The following is a 15395-nucleotide window of genomic DNA, read 5'->3' as shown; positions in this document are numbered from 1 at the left end:
GTGACCATGATCTCGGACATGATGAAGGCGGTTGAGATTGCCACCCCCGGCGATGCGGATGGGCTGCGACTGACGGACCGCCCGTTGCCGGTGCCCGGATATGACCAGATCCTGATCAAGATTGCCTATGCCGGGATAAACCGGCCGGATGTCTTGCAGCGTCAGGGTAATTACGCGCCGCCGCCGGATGCATCGGATCTGCCCGGGTTGGAAGCATCGGGCGAGGTGGTGGGCATCGGTGCTGGCGTGACCCGCTGGCGTGTCGGTGACAAGGTGGCGGCGCTTCTGCCGGGCGGCGGGTATGCCGAATATGCGGTGTGCCACGGCGATCACGCCCTGGCGATTCCCGAAGGGTTTGATCTGCGCGAGGCCGCCTGCCTGCCCGAGACCAGCTTTACCGTATGGTCGAATATCATTACCCGCGGCGGCTTGCAGGCGGGTGAGCGCTTTCTGGTTCACGGAGGAACCTCGGGCATCGGCATGATGGCGATACAGATTGCTCATGCGCTGGGCGCCCGTGTCTGGGCAACTGCCGGGAATGACGAAAAATGCGCCGCGATTGCCGATCTGGGTGCAACGGCGATCAATTATCGCAACGAGGATTTCGTCAAGATCCTGCGCGAGGAAGGCGGTGCCGATCTGATCCTCGATATGGTTGGGGGTAGCTATATTCCGCGTAATATCAAGACTCTGGCCAATGATGGCCGGCTTGTCATGATCGCGTTCCTCGAAGGCCCCAAGGCCGAGGTGAATTTCGCGCAGATCATGGTCAAGCGATTGAATGTCACCGGCTCGACCCTGCGCCCTCAATCGGATGCGGCAAAGGCCCGGATCGCCGAATCACTGCGCGAACATCTTTGGCCGATGCTTGAATCGGGGGCTGTCAAAGTCAGTATCGACAGCGAATTCGCCCTGAAAGACGCCGCCGAAGCACATCGCCGCATGGAAAGCAGCGGGCATATCGGCAAGATCGTCCTGAAAGTCGCGGACGACTGAGACATAAGGGGGCCGGGAGGGAATCACCGGCCCCTTCTTCATTCAAATATCCATAAATCAGAGCTTCGGGCAGGTCATCGCGCCTTGTCTATCCGCGCCCCGCTTTTGCTGTCGAACAGATGCAGGTTCTTGCGGTCGAAACCCAGCCGCAGCGTTTCGGCCAGCGGCGCGTCCGAAGGATAGGTGATCGTAATCGCCTCGCCGCCGGTCTGGCCATGGATCAGCCGCTGCGCGCCCAGTTCCTCGACGGCGGAAACGTTCATTTCGATGGGGCCATCTTCCGTCACGCTCAGATCCTCGGGCCGGATGCCGATCGTATCGGCATGCGCGGTGCCGGGCAGGTTGGGAACGGCGCGAGAGGGGATCAGATTCATCGCCGGGCTGCCGATAAAACCCGCGACGAAGGTCGATGCCGGGCGGCGGTACAGTTCAAGCGGTGTGCCGATCTGTTCGACCCGCCCGCCGTTCAGCACCACCAGACGGTCGGCCAGTGTCATCGCCTCCAGCTGATCATGCGTGACATAGATCGAGGTCGTGCGCAGGCGTTTCTGCAACTGCTTGATTTCCAGCCGCATGGTCACGCGCAGCTTGGCATCAAGATTCGACAGCGGTTCATCGAACAGAAAAGCCGCCGGTTCGCGGACGATGGCGCGGCCCATGGCGACCCGCTGACGTTGACCGCCCGACAACGCCCGGGGCTTGCGGTCGAGATACTGGCCGATCTGAAGGATCTCCGCGGCGTCGTTCACCCGCCGCTCGATCTCGGCCTTGGGCGTGCCGCGGTTCTTCAGCCCATAGGCAAGGTTCTGGCGCACTGACATATGCGGATACAGCGCGTAATTCTGAAACACCATGGCGATGTCGCGATCGGCGGGCTCGATCTGGTTGACGACACGTTCGCCGATGTGGATCTCTCCGTCAGTGATGCTTTCCAGTCCTGCGACCATGCGCAGCAATGTGGATTTGCCACAGCCCGAAGGGCCGACAAGCACGATGAATTCGCCATCCGCGATTTCGATATTCACATCGCCCACGGCGCGGGTGTCGCCGGGATAGACCTTGCCGACATTATCGAGGGTAATTGACGCCATATTATTTCTCCGTCTCGACAAGGCCCTTGACGAACAACCGTTGCATTCCGATGACCACGGCTACGGGCGGAAGCATGGCCATGATGGCCGTCGCCATCACCAGATGCCATTTCGGCAAGCCGTCCACCACGTCGGCCATCCGCTTGATGCCCGCGACGATGGTGTAATATTGTGGTTCGGTGGTGATCAGCAGTGGCCAGATATACTGGTTCCAGCCATATATGAACAGGATCACGAACAGCGCCGCCATATTGGTCCGTGACAGCGGCAGAAGGATATCCCGGAAGAATTTCATCGGCCCGGCGCCGTCGATACGCGCGGCCTCTGTCAACTCGTCCGGGATGGTCAGGAACACCTGCCGGAACAGGAATGTCGCCGTGGCTGATGCGATCAGCGGCAGCGACAGGCCGGCATAGGAATTCAGCAGCCCCAGATCCGCGACCACCTGAAAGCTGGGAACGATGCGAACCTCTACCGGCAGCATCAGGGTGATGAAGATGCACCAGAAGGCCAATCCCCGGAAGGGAAAGCGGAAATAGACGATGGCGAAAGCCGACAGCATCGAGATGCAGATCTTGCCGATGGCGATGGACAGCGCCATGATCATCGAATTGACCATCATCTGCCCGACCGGGGGCGTTCCGCTGGTGGATAGTCCGGTATCCAGCATGGTACGGTAATTCTCGACCAGATGCGGGCCGGGCCACATCGGGATCGTTCCCGATGAAAAATCGGTTGCCGTATGGGTCGAGGCGACGAAAGCCACCCAGACGGGCATGGCGACGACGACCACACCAAGGATCAGCGTCACATGGGCAAGAATGTTCAGGCCGGGGCGATTCTCGATCATCAGTATTCCACCCTCTTCTCGACATAGCGGAACTGGATCACCGTCAGCGAGATCACGATCAGCATCAGCACGACTGATTGGGCCGCCGAACTGCCCATGTTCTGGCCGATGAAGCCGTCGAAATAGACCTTGTAGACCATGATATTGGTGGCTTGCGCCGGTCCGCCCTCGGTTGTCGAGTCGATCACAGCGAAGGTTTCGAACATCGCGTAGACGATATTGACCACCAGCAGGAAAAATGTCGTGGGCGACAGCAGCGGAAAGGTAATATCGAAGAAACGCCGCACCGGACCTGCGCCGTCTATGGCGGCGGCCTCGCGCAGACTGGCCGGGATCGCCTGAAGCCCCGCGACGAAGAACAGGAAGTTATAGCTGATCTGCTTCCAGGCGCTGGCGATGACGACAAGGATCATCGCATCGCCTTTGTCGGTATTGTGGTTCCAGTCATAGCCGATGATATCCAGCATGAAAGGCAGGATGCCGACGGTCGGGTTGAAGATGAAATACCACAGGATACCCGCCACCGCCGGCGCGACCGCATAGGGCCAGACCAGCAGCGTGGTGTAAGGGCGCTGCGATTTCAGCATCCTGTCCACGGCTACGGCCAGTATCAAGGCGACACCCATCGACAGCACCGTCACCGACACGGCGAAAACGGCCGTCACCTTCAGCGAATTCAGGTATTGGGCGCTATCCAGAAGCGCCCGGAAATTCGCCATCCCGACGAACTGGCTGTTGATGCCGAACGCATCCTCGCGCAGGAAACTTTGCCGGATTGCCTGAAAGGCGGGCCAGATGAAGAAGACGAGCGTGACCGCAAGCTGAGGCGCCAAAAGCAGCCAAGGCAACAACTGGCCGTTGAATATCGTTCGCTTCATCTGATGCCCGGATATGAGAATGGGGGCCGCGAAACCCGGCCCCCGGACGGTTCATTTACTGGTTTTGCTTCTCGAATTCCTCAAGCAGCGCATTGCCCCGCTCGACAACGCTGTCAAGCGCGCCCTGTGCGTCCTTGCTGCCGGACAGCATCTGCTCGAATTCTTCGTCGATGATACCGCGGATCTGGACGTAATTGCCGAAACGCAGACCTTTCGAATTCTCGGTCGGTTCGTTCAGGGTAATCTGCTGCAAGCCGACCTCGGAACCGGGGTTCTCTTCGTAGTAACCTTGCTCTTTGCCCAGATCATAGGCCGCCTGCGTAATCGGCAGGTAGCCCGAGAACTGGTGCCAGTCGGCCTGGACTTCAGGGCTGGCGAGATATTCGAAGAACTTGGCGGTGCCTGCATATTCCTCGTCGGGACGGCCGGTCAGGACCCACAGGGTTGCACCGCCGATGATCGAGTTCTGCGGCGCGCCCTCGACATCGTCGTAATAGGGCAGCATGCCGAAGCCCAGCTCGAAATCCTTGGCATTGGCGACCACGCCCGCAAGGCTGGCAGAGCTGTTCATGATCATTGCGCATTCCTGGCTGTAGAACATCGGCGGGGCGTCGTCGCCGCCAACCGGGCCGCCATATTTGAAGAGCCCCTCATCAGCCCATTTCTTCAGATTGGCCCAATGTTTGACCTGAACGTCACCGTTCAGTGTCAGTCGGGCAGCCGTACCACCAAAACCGTTCTGTTCGGTACCGATGGGCTGGTTGTGGAACGCACTGAGATTCTCGGTCTGGATCCAGCTTACCCAGCCTGTGGTAAAGCCGCATTCCGCCGCACCCGACTCCATGATCTTGTTCGAGAATTCTTCCACCTCGCCCCAGGTCTTTGGCGGGGTTTCCGGATCAAGCCCGGCCTTTTCGAACACATCCTTGTTGTAATACAGGATCGGGGTCGAACTGTTGAACGGCATCGACAGCATATTGCCGTCCGTGTCGGTATAGTAGCCCACGACGGCAGGCAGGAATGCGGCCGGGTCGAATTCGACGCCCTGTTCTTCCATCAGCTGGTAAACCGGAACGATGGCGCCTTGCGCGGCCATCATGGTGCCGGTGCCCACTTCGAAGACCTGAACGATGGCGGGCTGTTCCTTCGCGCGAAAGGCGGCAATCGCGGCGGTCATCGTTTCGGGATAGGTGCCCTTATACGAGGGAACGACCTTGTATTCATCCTGACTGTCGTTGAAACCCTTGACGATTTCTTCCAGTTTGGTGCCAAGTTCGCCACCCATGGCATGCCACCACTGGATTTCCGTCTGGGCATTGGCAGCCGTAAGCGACGCAATCAGCGTGGCCGCGGATGCGGTCAGTAAGCGGGTCATTATTTTACCTCCCAATGGAGTTGCGTTCGATGCCGGACCTACCCCCCAAGCATGACGGTCACGCAACATTATTATGAACGAAATGTGACAGTATTTGACTATTCGGTCAACGGGATTGCGGGACGGAATACGCGAAAATCTTCGTATTTGTTCCCAAATTCGGCGAATCTCACATAAACTCACCCAAAACGAAAGCAATCCGGATCTTGGCCGAAACCGCAAATTTTGGCGGGGCGTCAGGGCCGGCGCGACCTTGTCCGATGCCGTTTCGGCTCAACCGAACAACAGCCCCAGCCCCAGCCCGATCACCAACGCGCCGCCAGCCGTGGCAGCATACCAGCGGTATTTTTGCGGTTTTTCGGATTTTGTTGCATGGCCGTGAACCTGTTCCCACAGCACCCGGTCAACCAGTTTCGGCAATAACGGGCCATATCGCCCCAGGATCTGGGCGACCTGAACCGCGTCCTGCGCCACCGCGCGCGGCCCCAGACTTGCCTTGATATAATCCGAAACAACCGGTTTCGCCGCTTCCCACATGTTCAGTTGCGGATCCAGCGAGCGGGCGACGCCTTCGACCACCACCATGGTACGCTGCAACAGGATCAGTTCGGTGCGGGTCGGCATGCCGAACCGTTCGGTCACCTCGAACAGATATGCCAGCAGGTTCGCCATCGAGATCTGGCTGGCATCGGCACCGAAGATCGGCTCTCCCACGGCGCGAAGCGCGCGGGCGAAAGCTGTTTCGTCGCGGTCGCGGGGGACATAACCCGCCTCGAAATGCACGCGGGCAACGCGCCGGTAATCGCGCTTGATGAAACCCATCAGGATCTCGGCATAGACCCGGCGGGTATATTCGTCGATCTCGCCCATGATCCCGAAATCATAGGCGATGATCGAACCATCCGCCCCGACCTTGAGATTGCCGTGATGCATGTCGGCATGGAAAAAGCCGTCGCGCAGGGCATGCTGCAGGAAAAGCTGGATCACCCGGCGGGCGACGGCGGGTAGATCGTGACCGGCGGCGATCAACCCGTCGCGGTCGCCCATCGCGACCCCCTCGGCCCAGTCCGAGGTCAGCACGCGGCGGGACGACAGGTGCCAATGCGGCGCAGGTATGGAAAAGCCCTCGTCATCCCGCGTGTTCTCGATAAATTCCGAGGCGGCAGAGGCTTCAAGCCGCAGATCCAACTCGCCTGCGACGACAGATTCGAAATGGCTGATCACGTCGCGCGGACGCAGGCGGCGGCTGCTGGGCGAAAGTCCTTCGATCATTCCGGCGGCGAAATGGAACGCATCGATATCGCGGCGGAATGCGGCCTGAATCCCGGGACGCAGCACCTTGACGGCCACCTCGCGCCCGGTGTCGCGCAGCCGCGCCCGGTGAACCTGCGCGATCGAGGCCGCCGCGACAGGCTCTGAAAACTCAAGGAATATCTCGTCGATCGGCCTGCCCAGTTCCGTCGCCACCATCTCCTTGGCGATCTGCGTGGGAAAGGGTGGCAACCGGTCCTGAAGCATCCGCAGCTGGTCGGCCAGCTCGGTTCCCACCACATCGGCCCGGGTCGACAGGATTTGCCCGAATTTGATATAGGCGGGCCCAAGCGCGGTAATGGCCCGGGTCATCGGCGGCAGGGCGGGATTGCCCTTGTAACCCATCCAGCGGAATGGCCAGCCCAGGATCCGCGCTGCAAGCCGAAGCCGCGGCGGAGCTTCAAGCGCATCCAGCGCGACACCCATCGCCCCGGTGCGCTCGAAGGTCGCGCCGGTACGGATCAGGCGCAGGATATTATGCGGTCCGCGCATCTACAGTTTCCAGCCGGAATGCAGCGCGGCGATGCCCATCGACAGATTGCGCCACTGCACACGGCCGAAACCCGCCTGACGGATCAGAGCGCCGAATTCCTCCTGATCCGGGAACCGGCGGATGGATTCGACCAGATACTGATAGCTGTCGTGATCGCCGGTCACGGCCTTGCCCATCGCCGGGATCACGTTGAAGCTATAGCGGTCATAGGCCCATTGCATCATCGGCACCGGGATCCGGCTGAATTCCAGCACCATCAGACGCCCGCCGGGGCGCAAGACACGATAAGCCTCGGAGAGGGCGTCAGCGATGCGGGTCACGTTGCGGATGCCGAAGCTGATCGTATAGCGGTCAAAGCTGTCATCGGCGAAAGGCAGCCGCATCGCATCGCCCGTCACCCATGCAAGGCGGTCGGCCTTCTCTGCGGCGTCGGCACGTTTGCGGCCCTCGACCAGCATGGATTCGGTCATGTCGCAAACCGTGACGCGCGCCCCCGGCGCACGATCAAGAAAGCGAAAGGCGATATCCCCGGTGCCGCCCGCCATATCCAGCAGATGCTGACCGTCGCGCGGGGCAAGCCAGTCCATCATGGCATTTTTCCAGACCCGGTGAATGCCCCCGCTCATCAGGTCGTTCATCAGGTCATAGCGCGACGCCACACTGGAAAACACGTCATGCACCAGCCCGGCCTTGTCATCCTCGTCCACGGTCCGGAAACCGAAATGGGTCTGTTTCTTTTCGCTCATCGCGCTTGCCACCCGCTGTTTCAGGCGTCAGATAACCCTGTGACACCGCGGGCACAATGCAGCGAAAGGAACGGGATTGCCAGAACTGCCGGAAGTCGAAACGGTCAGGCGCGGGTTGCTGCCGCATCTCGAAGGCCGCAGCATCGCCCGCGCCGAGGCCCGCCGCCCGGATCTGCGCTGGCCCCTGCCGCCGGATCTGGTGCAGGTACTGACGGGCGCAAGGGTAAAGGAGCTGCGCCGCCGCTCGAAATACCTGCTGGCCGATCTGGACCGGGGCGGCACGCTGCTGCTGCATCTGGGCATGTCGGGAAGGCTTCTGGTCGAGGGCGCGGGGCTGGCCGGATTTCACCGCGATCCCGCGATTCTTCCTCGTCACGATCACGTCGTGCTGGAGACCGAGGACGGCACAACCATCACCTTCAATGATGCCCGCCGCTTCGGCATGGTGGATCTGATCCGCGAAGGTACCTCCCATCCGCTTCTGGCGCATCTGGGCCCCGAGCCGTTCGACACGGAATTCGACGCCGCTTATCTGGCGGCTGTTTTCGCCGGGCGGCGTGTGCCGGTCAAACAGGCCCTGCTGGATCAGAAAATTGTGGCCGGGCTTGGGAATATCTATGTCAGCGAATCGCTGCACCGTGCGGGCATAGATCCGCGCCGGGCGGCAGGACGTATCGGCATGGCCCGGCTGGCTGCCCTGTCCGGGCATATCCGCGATGTGCTGACAGATGCCATCGCCGCAGGCGGCTCATCCCTGCGCGATCACCGGCAGGCTACGGGGGAGCTGGGCTATTTCCAGCACAGCTTCCGGGTGTATGACCGCGAGGATGCGGCCTGTTCGACAGATGGCTGCGCGGGCAGTATCCGACGAATCACGCAATCGGGCCGCTCAACCTATTTTTGCCCGGTCTGTCAGAAATGATGGCTGTCACAGCTTCTTCTTTGCCCCAATACCTCGGGGGTCCGGGGGCTGGCCCCCGGTTGCTGAAAGCTAAAAAACATGACGTTTCCGCAAAATTGAATCGGATTCCGACCCTTTCAAACGCTTGCAGCCCGAATTTCCCCACCTATATACAGCCGCGAAGCGTTCGGATTCTGGCCGGGCGCGAAATCAACCACCGGGATCGGGCCGTGGGGGCCATAACGGACCCAAGGCCCAATACATCGCCATAAGAAAGGTAAGAGATACATGTCCAAAGTCATCGGGATTGACCTCGGTACGACCAATAGCTGCGTCGCCATCATGGATGGCAGCCAGCCCAAGGTGATCGAGAACAGCGAAGGCGCACGCACCACCCCCTCGATCGTCGGTTTCACCGAAGGAGAGCGTCTGGTCGGCCAATCCGCCAAGCGTCAGGCCGTGACCAACCCTTCGAACACCGTGTTTGCGGTCAAGCGTCTGATCGGCCGCCGTATCGGCGACGAAGCCGTCGAGAAGGACAAGAAACTGGTTCCCTACTCGATCGTGGATGGCGGCAATGGCGACGCCTGGGTCGAGGTGCGGAATGAGAAATATTCCCCCGCTCAGGTCAGTGCAATGATCCTTCAGAAGATGAAGGAGACCGCCGAATCCTATCTGGGCGAAGAGGTGACGCAGGCCGTCATCACCGTGCCCGCCTATTTCAACGACGCCCAGCGTCAGGCCACCAAGGATGCCGGCAAGATCGCAGGCCTCGAAGTGCTGCGGATCATCAACGAACCGACGGCTGCCGCGCTGGCCTATGGTCTGGACAAGAAGGAAAGCCGGACCATCGCGGTCTATGACCTTGGCGGCGGCACCTTCGATATCACCATCCTGGAAATCGACGACGGATTGTTCGAAGTGAAATCCACCAACGGGGACACGTTCCTTGGTGGTGAGGATTTCGACATGCGGATCGTCAGCTATCTCGCTGATGAGTTCAAGAAAGAGCATGGCGTCGATCTGACCAAGGACAAGATGGCGCTTCAGCGTCTGAAAGAAGCTGCCGAGAAGGCCAAGATCGAACTGTCCTCCTCCAGCCAGACCGAAATCAACCAGCCGTTCATCTCGATGGACAAGGATTCCGGCACGCCGCTGCACATGGTCATGAAACTGACCCGCGCCAAGCTGGAAAGCCTTGTCAACGACCTGATCAAGCGCACCATGAAGCCGGTTCAGGAAGCGCTGAAAGACGCCGGTGTTTCGAAATCGGATATCGACGAGGTGGTTCTGGTCGGCGGTATGACCCGGATGCCCAAGGTTTTCCAGGAAGTCACCGATTTCTTCGGCAAGGAACCCCATAAGGGCGTTAACCCCGATGAGGTCGTGGCCCTTGGTGCCGCGATTCAGGCTGGCGTGCTGCAAGGCGACGTCAAGGATGTCGTTCTGCTGGACGTGACGCCGCTGTCGCTGGGGATCGAAACGCTGGGCGGTGTATTCACCCGCCTGATCGACCGCAACACCACCATCCCGACCAAGAAGGGTCAGATCTTCTCGACCGCCGAGGATAACCAGAACGCGGTGACGATCCGCGTCTTCCAGGGCGAACGCGAGATGGCTGCCGACAACAAGATGCTGGGCCAGTTCAACCTTGAAGATATCCCGCCCGCGCCGCGCGGCATGCCCCAGATCGAGGTGACTTTCGATATCGACGCCAATGGCATCGTTTCGGTCAGTGCCAAGGACAAGGGCACCGGCAAGGAACAGAATATCACCATTCAGGCTTCGGGCGGTCTGACCGACGAGGATATCGATCGGATGGTCAAGGATGCCGAGGCTAATGCCGAGGCCGACAAGTCCCGCCGCGAGATCGTCGAAGCCAAGAACCAGGCCGAAAGCCTGATCCATTCGACCAGAAAGTCGCTGGAAGAGCATGGCGACAAGGTGGATGAATCCACGGTCGAGGCGATCGAACTGGCGATTGGCGCCCTGGAGGAATCGGTGAAGACCGACGATGCCGACAAGATCAAATCCGGCATCCAGAACGTCATGGACGCATCGATGAAACTGGGCGAGGCCATCTACAAGGCGTCGCAATCCGAGGCCGAAGCCCGCGATGACAATGACCCGGACGAGCCTCGCGCCGCGGACGAAGATATCGTGGATGCCGATTTCGAGGATCTCGGCGAAGACAAGAAACGCGGCTGATCCGGGCCGTATCCCTGGACCGGCCCGCAGTTCGCGGGCCGGATTTCATTCCGGGGGTCAGTAGACAGGACAAGATATGGCCAAGCGTTGTTATTACGATGTGCTCGGGGTCGGACGCGGGGCTTCGACCGATGAGTTGAAGAAAGCCTATCGGCTGAAGGCGAAGGAGCTTCATCCCGACCGCAACAAGGACAATCCAAACGCCGAAGCGCAGTTCAAAGAGGTCAACGAGGCCTATGACTGCCTGAAGGACGAACAGAAAAAGGCTGCTTACGACCGCTTTGGCCATCAGGCCTTCGAAAATGGCGGCATGGGCGGCGGTGCCGGGCGCGGCGCGCATCCGGGCGATTTCGGCTCGGCATTCGCGGATGTGTTCGACGATCTGTTCGGCGACATGATGGGTCGTCGCGGCGGCGGCGGTGGCGCGCGTTCCCGGGCGCAGCGCGGGCAGGATCTGCGTTACAATCTGCGCGTTTCGCTTGAGGAAGCTTACGGCGGATTGCAAAAGACCATCAATATTTCCAGCTCGGTTGCCTGTGGCGACTGCAACGGCACCGGTGCCGAAGGCGCGACGCAACCCGCGAATTGCCCGACCTGTTCGGGCATGGGCCGGGTACGGGCCCAGCAAGGGTTCTTCACGGTCGAGCGGACCTGTCCGACCTGCGGCGGCCAGGGGCAGATCGTCAAGAATCCCTGCAAGACCTGTCATGGCGCGGGCCGGGTCGAGAAGGACCGCACCCTGTCGGTCAACATCCCGGCGGGCGTCGAGACCGGCACCCGGATCCGCCTTGCGGGCGAGGGCGAGGCCGGAATGCGTGGCGGACCCTCGGGCGATCTGTATATTTTCGTCGAGGTGAAAGAGCACGAGATCTTCATACGCGACGGCAAGACCCTGGCCTGTCAGGTGCCGGTCAGCATGGCGACCGCCGCATTGGGCGGCGAGGTCGAGGTGCCGACGATCGACGGCGGGCGTTCCCGCGTCAAGGTGCCTGCCGGAAGCCAGTCGGGCCGGCAGATGCGGCTGCGTGGCAAGGGAATGCCACCCTTGCGGCATGGCGCGGGCGCGAATGGCGAGTTTGGAGACATGCTGCTTGAGATTGCGGTTGAAACGCCGGTGAACCTCAATGCGCGTCAAAAAGAGCTTTTGCGCGAATTCGCTGCGGAGAAGGTTGATAACAGTCCCCAATCGACCAGTTTCTTCAACAAGGTAAAAGGGTTCTGGGACGGCATGACCCGATGATCAGGAGGCGCTTCGGCGCCTCTTTCCATTTTTTTCATATCTTCTCTGCATAATCCGGGCATGGCCCAGGACCGATCACCACCGACCCCTTCATTGCCGCTGTTCGATCCGGCGATTCGCGATTTTCATGCGGCGAATTCGGCGGCGCGGTCGAATCGGCGTAACAAGGCGATGCCTTCATATCTGGCCGATCATCGCGCAAGGCTTCGGGAACGCTTCATGCAAGGTGGTGCGGCGGCGATGCCGGATTACGAATTGCTGGAACTCGTCCTGTTCCGCGCCATCCCCCGGCAGGATGTGAAACCGCTGGCCCGCCGCCTGATCGAGCATTTCGGCGATTTCAACCGGGTGATTTCCGCGGCTCCCGCCCGCATGACGGAGGTCGAGGGCGTCGGCGCCGCTGTCGTGACCGAGCTGAAACTGGTCGAGGCCGCGTCTCAGCGGCTGGCCCGCGCGAAGGTGCTGCATCGGCCGGTGCTGTCGGGATGGCAGGTATTGCTGGATTATTGCCATACCGCCATGGCGCATCGCGAGACGGAACAGTTCCGGGTACTGTATCTTGACCGCAAGAATGTTCTGATCGCGGATGAGGAACAGTCCCGTGGCACGGTCGATCACGTACCGGTCTATCCGCGCGAGATCATGCGCCGCGCGCTTGAACTGAATTCATCGGCATTGATTCTTGTCCACAACCACCCCTCGGGCGATCCGACCCCGTCAGAAGCGGATATCGTCATGACCGCCCAGATCGCGCGGGCGGCGGATTGCATGGGAATCACCATCCATGACCATCTGGTCATCGGCAAATCACGCGAACTCAGCTTTCGATCCGAAGGATTGCTGAAGTGACGAAAATCCCGGTCTGAGGGGATTATCGGCCCTGCCCGCGACAAATCATCGCAGGTCGTTCGCGAAGACGCGACAATTTTTCAACATGGGCATAGTACCACAGACTCAGGAATGGGCTTACCCGCTGGACTGACGGGGATTTGAACGCTAGAACCGCCTACGCGACGGTTGCGATCAAAGCGCGGCCCGGAATGACATAGCGGCCAAATAATTGGCCCGAACTGGAGAATGACCCGTGTCCCACGCAGATGACCACGTAGGCACCCGGAGGGATTTCCTCTATTACGCCACGGCGGGAGCAGGCGCAGTTGCAGCCGGTGCAGCCGGCTGGACGCTTGTGAACCAGATGAACCCCTCGGCCGATGTGCAGGCATTGTCTTCGATCCAGGTCGATGTCAGTGGCGTCGAATTAGGTACCCAGCTTACGGTGAAATGGCTGGGCAAACCGGTATTCATCCGTCGCCGGACCCCGGATGAGATCGAGGCCGCCCGCGCTGTCGGGCTGGGCGAACTGATCGATCAGGGCGCCGAGAACGAGAACAAGCCCGGCGAAGCCGCGACCGACGAAAACCGCGCATTGGACGAAACCGGCGAATGGCTGGTGATGATCGGCGTCTGCACCCATCTGGGCTGCGTTCCCATCGGCGACGGCGCGGGCGATTTCGGCGGCTGGTTCTGCCCCTGCCACGGCTCGCATTACGACACGGCCGGCCGCATCCGCAAAGGCCCGGCGCCCAGGAATCTTCCGGTTCCGATCGCCGAATTCGTCAACGAAACAACCATCCAACTGGGCTGAGGAGGGCATCATGGCCGGAATTCCGCACGACCATTACGAGCCCAAATCGGGCCCCGAACGCTGGCTGCATCGCCGTTTGCCGATCGTCAGCGTCATCTATGACACATTGATGATCCCCACGCCCAGGAACCTGAACTGGTGGTGGATCTGGGGCATCGTTCTGGCATTCTGCCTTGCGCTGCAGATCGTCACCGGGATTGTTCTGGTGATGCATTACACCCCGCATGTCGATCTGGCCTTCGCCAGCGTCGAACATATCATGCGCGACGTGAATGGCGGCTATATGCTGCGTTACATGCATGCCAACGGCGCCTCGCTGTTCTTCCTCGCGGTCTATATCCATATCTTCCGCGGGCTGTATTACGGCAGCTACAAGGCCCCCCGCGAAGTTACCTGGATCATCGGCATGCTGATCTATCTGGCGATGATGGCGACGGCATTCATGGGTTACGTGCTTCCCTGGGGCCAGATGTCCTTCTGGGGCGCGACCGTCATCACCGGGTTGTTCGGCGCGATTCCCGGGATCGGCGAATCGATCCAGACATGGCTTCTGGGCGGACCGGCCGTGGATAACGCCACGCTGAACCGGTTCTTCTCGCTGCACTATCTGCTGCCCTTCATCATCGCCGCGCTGGTGATCGTGCATATCTGGGCCTTCCACACCACGGGCAACAACAACCCGACCGGTGTCGAAGTCCGCCGCACCTCGAAGGAAGAGGCCGAGAAAGACACCCTGCCATTCTGGCCCTATTTCGTGATCAAGGACCTGTTCGCGCTTGGCGTGATCATGGTGGTGTTCTTCGCCGTTGTCGGCTTCATGCCCAACTATCTGGGCCATCCCGACAACTATATCGAGGCGAATGCGCTCGCCACGCCCGAACATATCGTGCCCGAATGGTATTTCCTGCCCTTCTACGCGATTCTGCGGGCCTTTACCGCCGATGTCTGGCTGGTGATTCTGGTCAACAAGCTGTCCTTCGGTATCATCGACGCCAAATTCTTCGGCGTGCTCGCGATGTTCGGCGCGATCCTGGTCATGGCTCTGGTGCCGTGGCTGGATACCAGCCGCGTCCGCTCGGGTCGTTACCGGCCGCAATTCAAGTGGTGGTTCTGGCTGCTTGCCGTCGATTTCGTGATCCTGATGTGGGTCGGCGCACGCCCGGCAGAGGGAATTTATCCCTATATCGCCCTTGCTGGCTCGGCTTACTGGTTCATCTATTTCCTGGTGATCCTGCCGCTGCTTGGTGTGATTGAGAAACCCGATCCGATGCCTGCGACCATCGAAGAGGATTTCAACGAACACTACGGCGCCAAAGCGCATCCGGCCGAGTAAGGAGAGCCATCAATGACCCTGAGAACCAAGACGCTCACGGCTGTTGCGGCCCTGACAATCCTCGCCGGCGGCTATTCGCTGGCGCAGGAGGCCGAGACGGACCAACCCGCTGACGCACAGCAATCCATACCCGAAAGCGACGCGTTGACCGAAGCGCCCGCAGGTGCGGAGGCCGAGTCCGAAGCCACTGAAGGCGAAGCTGCAGGGCAACCTGCTGACGCCGAGGAAGCCGGTGCCGAAGAGCCTGCCGCTGATGACGCGGCGGCGGAGGAAGCACCCGCCGAAGGTGAAGCCACGGATGGCGACGCGGCGGAACAACCCGCTGACG

General features: G+C 60.5%; 13 protein-coding genes. 7 read left to right on the top strand and 6 right to left on the bottom strand.

Annotation, left to right across the window (positions count from 1 at the left end; translation table 11 throughout):
- The first annotated feature begins 9 nt into the window (after positions 1-9).
- On the top strand, positions 10-996 hold the full coding sequence (locus D3P04_RS16170; protein ID WP_119750894.1) for an NAD(P)H-quinone oxidoreductase: 987 nt from the start codon (positions 10-12) through the stop codon (positions 994-996).
- Positions 997-1070: 74 nt separating this feature from the next.
- Here the strand turns inward: D3P04_RS16170 and D3P04_RS16165 are convergent, their stop codons facing one another.
- The 6 genes from D3P04_RS16165 to ubiE all read right to left on the bottom strand — a co-directional run bounded on the left by D3P04_RS16165 (position 1071) and on the right by ubiE (position 7740).
- Complete coding sequence (locus tag D3P04_RS16165; protein ID WP_119750740.1) at positions 1071-2087, bottom strand: sn-glycerol-3-phosphate import ATP-binding protein UgpC; 1017 nt, start codon at positions 2085-2087, stop codon at positions 1071-1073.
- Between the two features lies 1 nt (position 2088).
- The gene (ugpE, locus tag D3P04_RS16160) at positions 2089-2937 is read right to left on the bottom strand and encodes a sn-glycerol-3-phosphate ABC transporter permease UgpE (protein ID WP_119750738.1); all 849 of its coding nucleotides are present in this window, start codon (positions 2935-2937) and stop codon (positions 2089-2091) included.
- Positions 2937-3815, bottom strand: coding sequence for a sn-glycerol-3-phosphate ABC transporter permease UgpA (gene ugpA, locus D3P04_RS16155; RefSeq protein ID WP_119750736.1), 879 nt, complete (start codon positions 3813-3815; stop codon positions 2937-2939). Before ugpA ends, ugpE begins: the two co-directional genes overlap by 1 nt.
- A 55-nt stretch (positions 3816-3870) precedes the next feature.
- Complete coding sequence (gene ugpB / locus D3P04_RS16150) at positions 3871-5190, bottom strand: sn-glycerol-3-phosphate ABC transporter substrate-binding protein UgpB (RefSeq protein ID WP_119750734.1); 1320 nt, start codon at positions 5188-5190, stop codon at positions 3871-3873.
- 273 nt (positions 5191-5463) lie between these two features.
- On the bottom strand, positions 5464-6993 hold the full coding sequence (gene ubiB, locus D3P04_RS16145; RefSeq protein ID WP_119750732.1) for a 2-polyprenylphenol 6-hydroxylase: 1530 nt from the start codon (positions 6991-6993) through the stop codon (positions 5464-5466).
- A complete protein-coding gene (gene ubiE, locus D3P04_RS16140; RefSeq protein WP_119750730.1) occupies positions 6994-7740 on the bottom strand; it encodes a bifunctional demethylmenaquinone methyltransferase/2-methoxy-6-polyprenyl-1,4-benzoquinol methylase UbiE in 747 nt (248 codons plus the stop codon). It lies immediately after the preceding gene.
- Between the two features lie 76 nt (positions 7741-7816).
- Here ubiE and mutM point away from each other — a divergent pair, with 76 nt between their 5' ends.
- From mutM to petB, 6 genes are all read left to right on the top strand, one after another.
- On the top strand, positions 7817-8662 hold the full coding sequence (mutM, locus tag D3P04_RS16135) for a bifunctional DNA-formamidopyrimidine glycosylase/DNA-(apurinic or apyrimidinic site) lyase (RefSeq protein ID WP_119750728.1): 846 nt from the start codon (positions 7817-7819) through the stop codon (positions 8660-8662).
- 267 nt (positions 8663-8929) lie between these two features.
- Entirely contained in the window at positions 8930-10849 is a 1920-nt protein-coding gene (dnaK, locus tag D3P04_RS16130) for a molecular chaperone DnaK (protein ID WP_119750726.1), read from the top strand.
- Positions 10850-10925: 76 nt separating this feature from the next.
- On the top strand, positions 10926-12089 hold the full coding sequence (dnaJ, locus tag D3P04_RS16125; RefSeq protein ID WP_119750724.1) for a molecular chaperone DnaJ: 1164 nt from the start codon (positions 10926-10928) through the stop codon (positions 12087-12089).
- A 60-nt stretch (positions 12090-12149) separates the two neighbouring features.
- Entirely contained in the window at positions 12150-12938 is a 789-nt protein-coding gene (radC, locus tag D3P04_RS16120; RefSeq protein ID WP_119750722.1) for a RadC family protein, read from the top strand.
- Positions 12939-13173: 235 nt separating this feature from the next.
- The gene (petA, locus tag D3P04_RS16115) at positions 13174-13734 is read left to right on the top strand and encodes a ubiquinol-cytochrome c reductase iron-sulfur subunit (protein WP_119750720.1); all 561 of its coding nucleotides are present in this window, start codon (positions 13174-13176) and stop codon (positions 13732-13734) included.
- A 10-nt stretch (positions 13735-13744) separates the two neighbouring features.
- Positions 13745-15067 (top strand): cytochrome b, encoded by a 1323-nt coding sequence (gene petB, locus D3P04_RS16110; RefSeq protein ID WP_119750718.1) that lies wholly within the window; start codon positions 13745-13747, stop codon positions 15065-15067.
- Positions 15068-15395 lie beyond the last annotated feature (328 nt).

Source organism: Paracoccus onubensis, assembly GCF_003591515.1.
Classification (GTDB): domain Bacteria; phylum Pseudomonadota; class Alphaproteobacteria; order Rhodobacterales; family Rhodobacteraceae; genus Paracoccus; species Paracoccus onubensis.
This window is presented reverse-complemented; position numbering and strand designations above follow the sequence as displayed.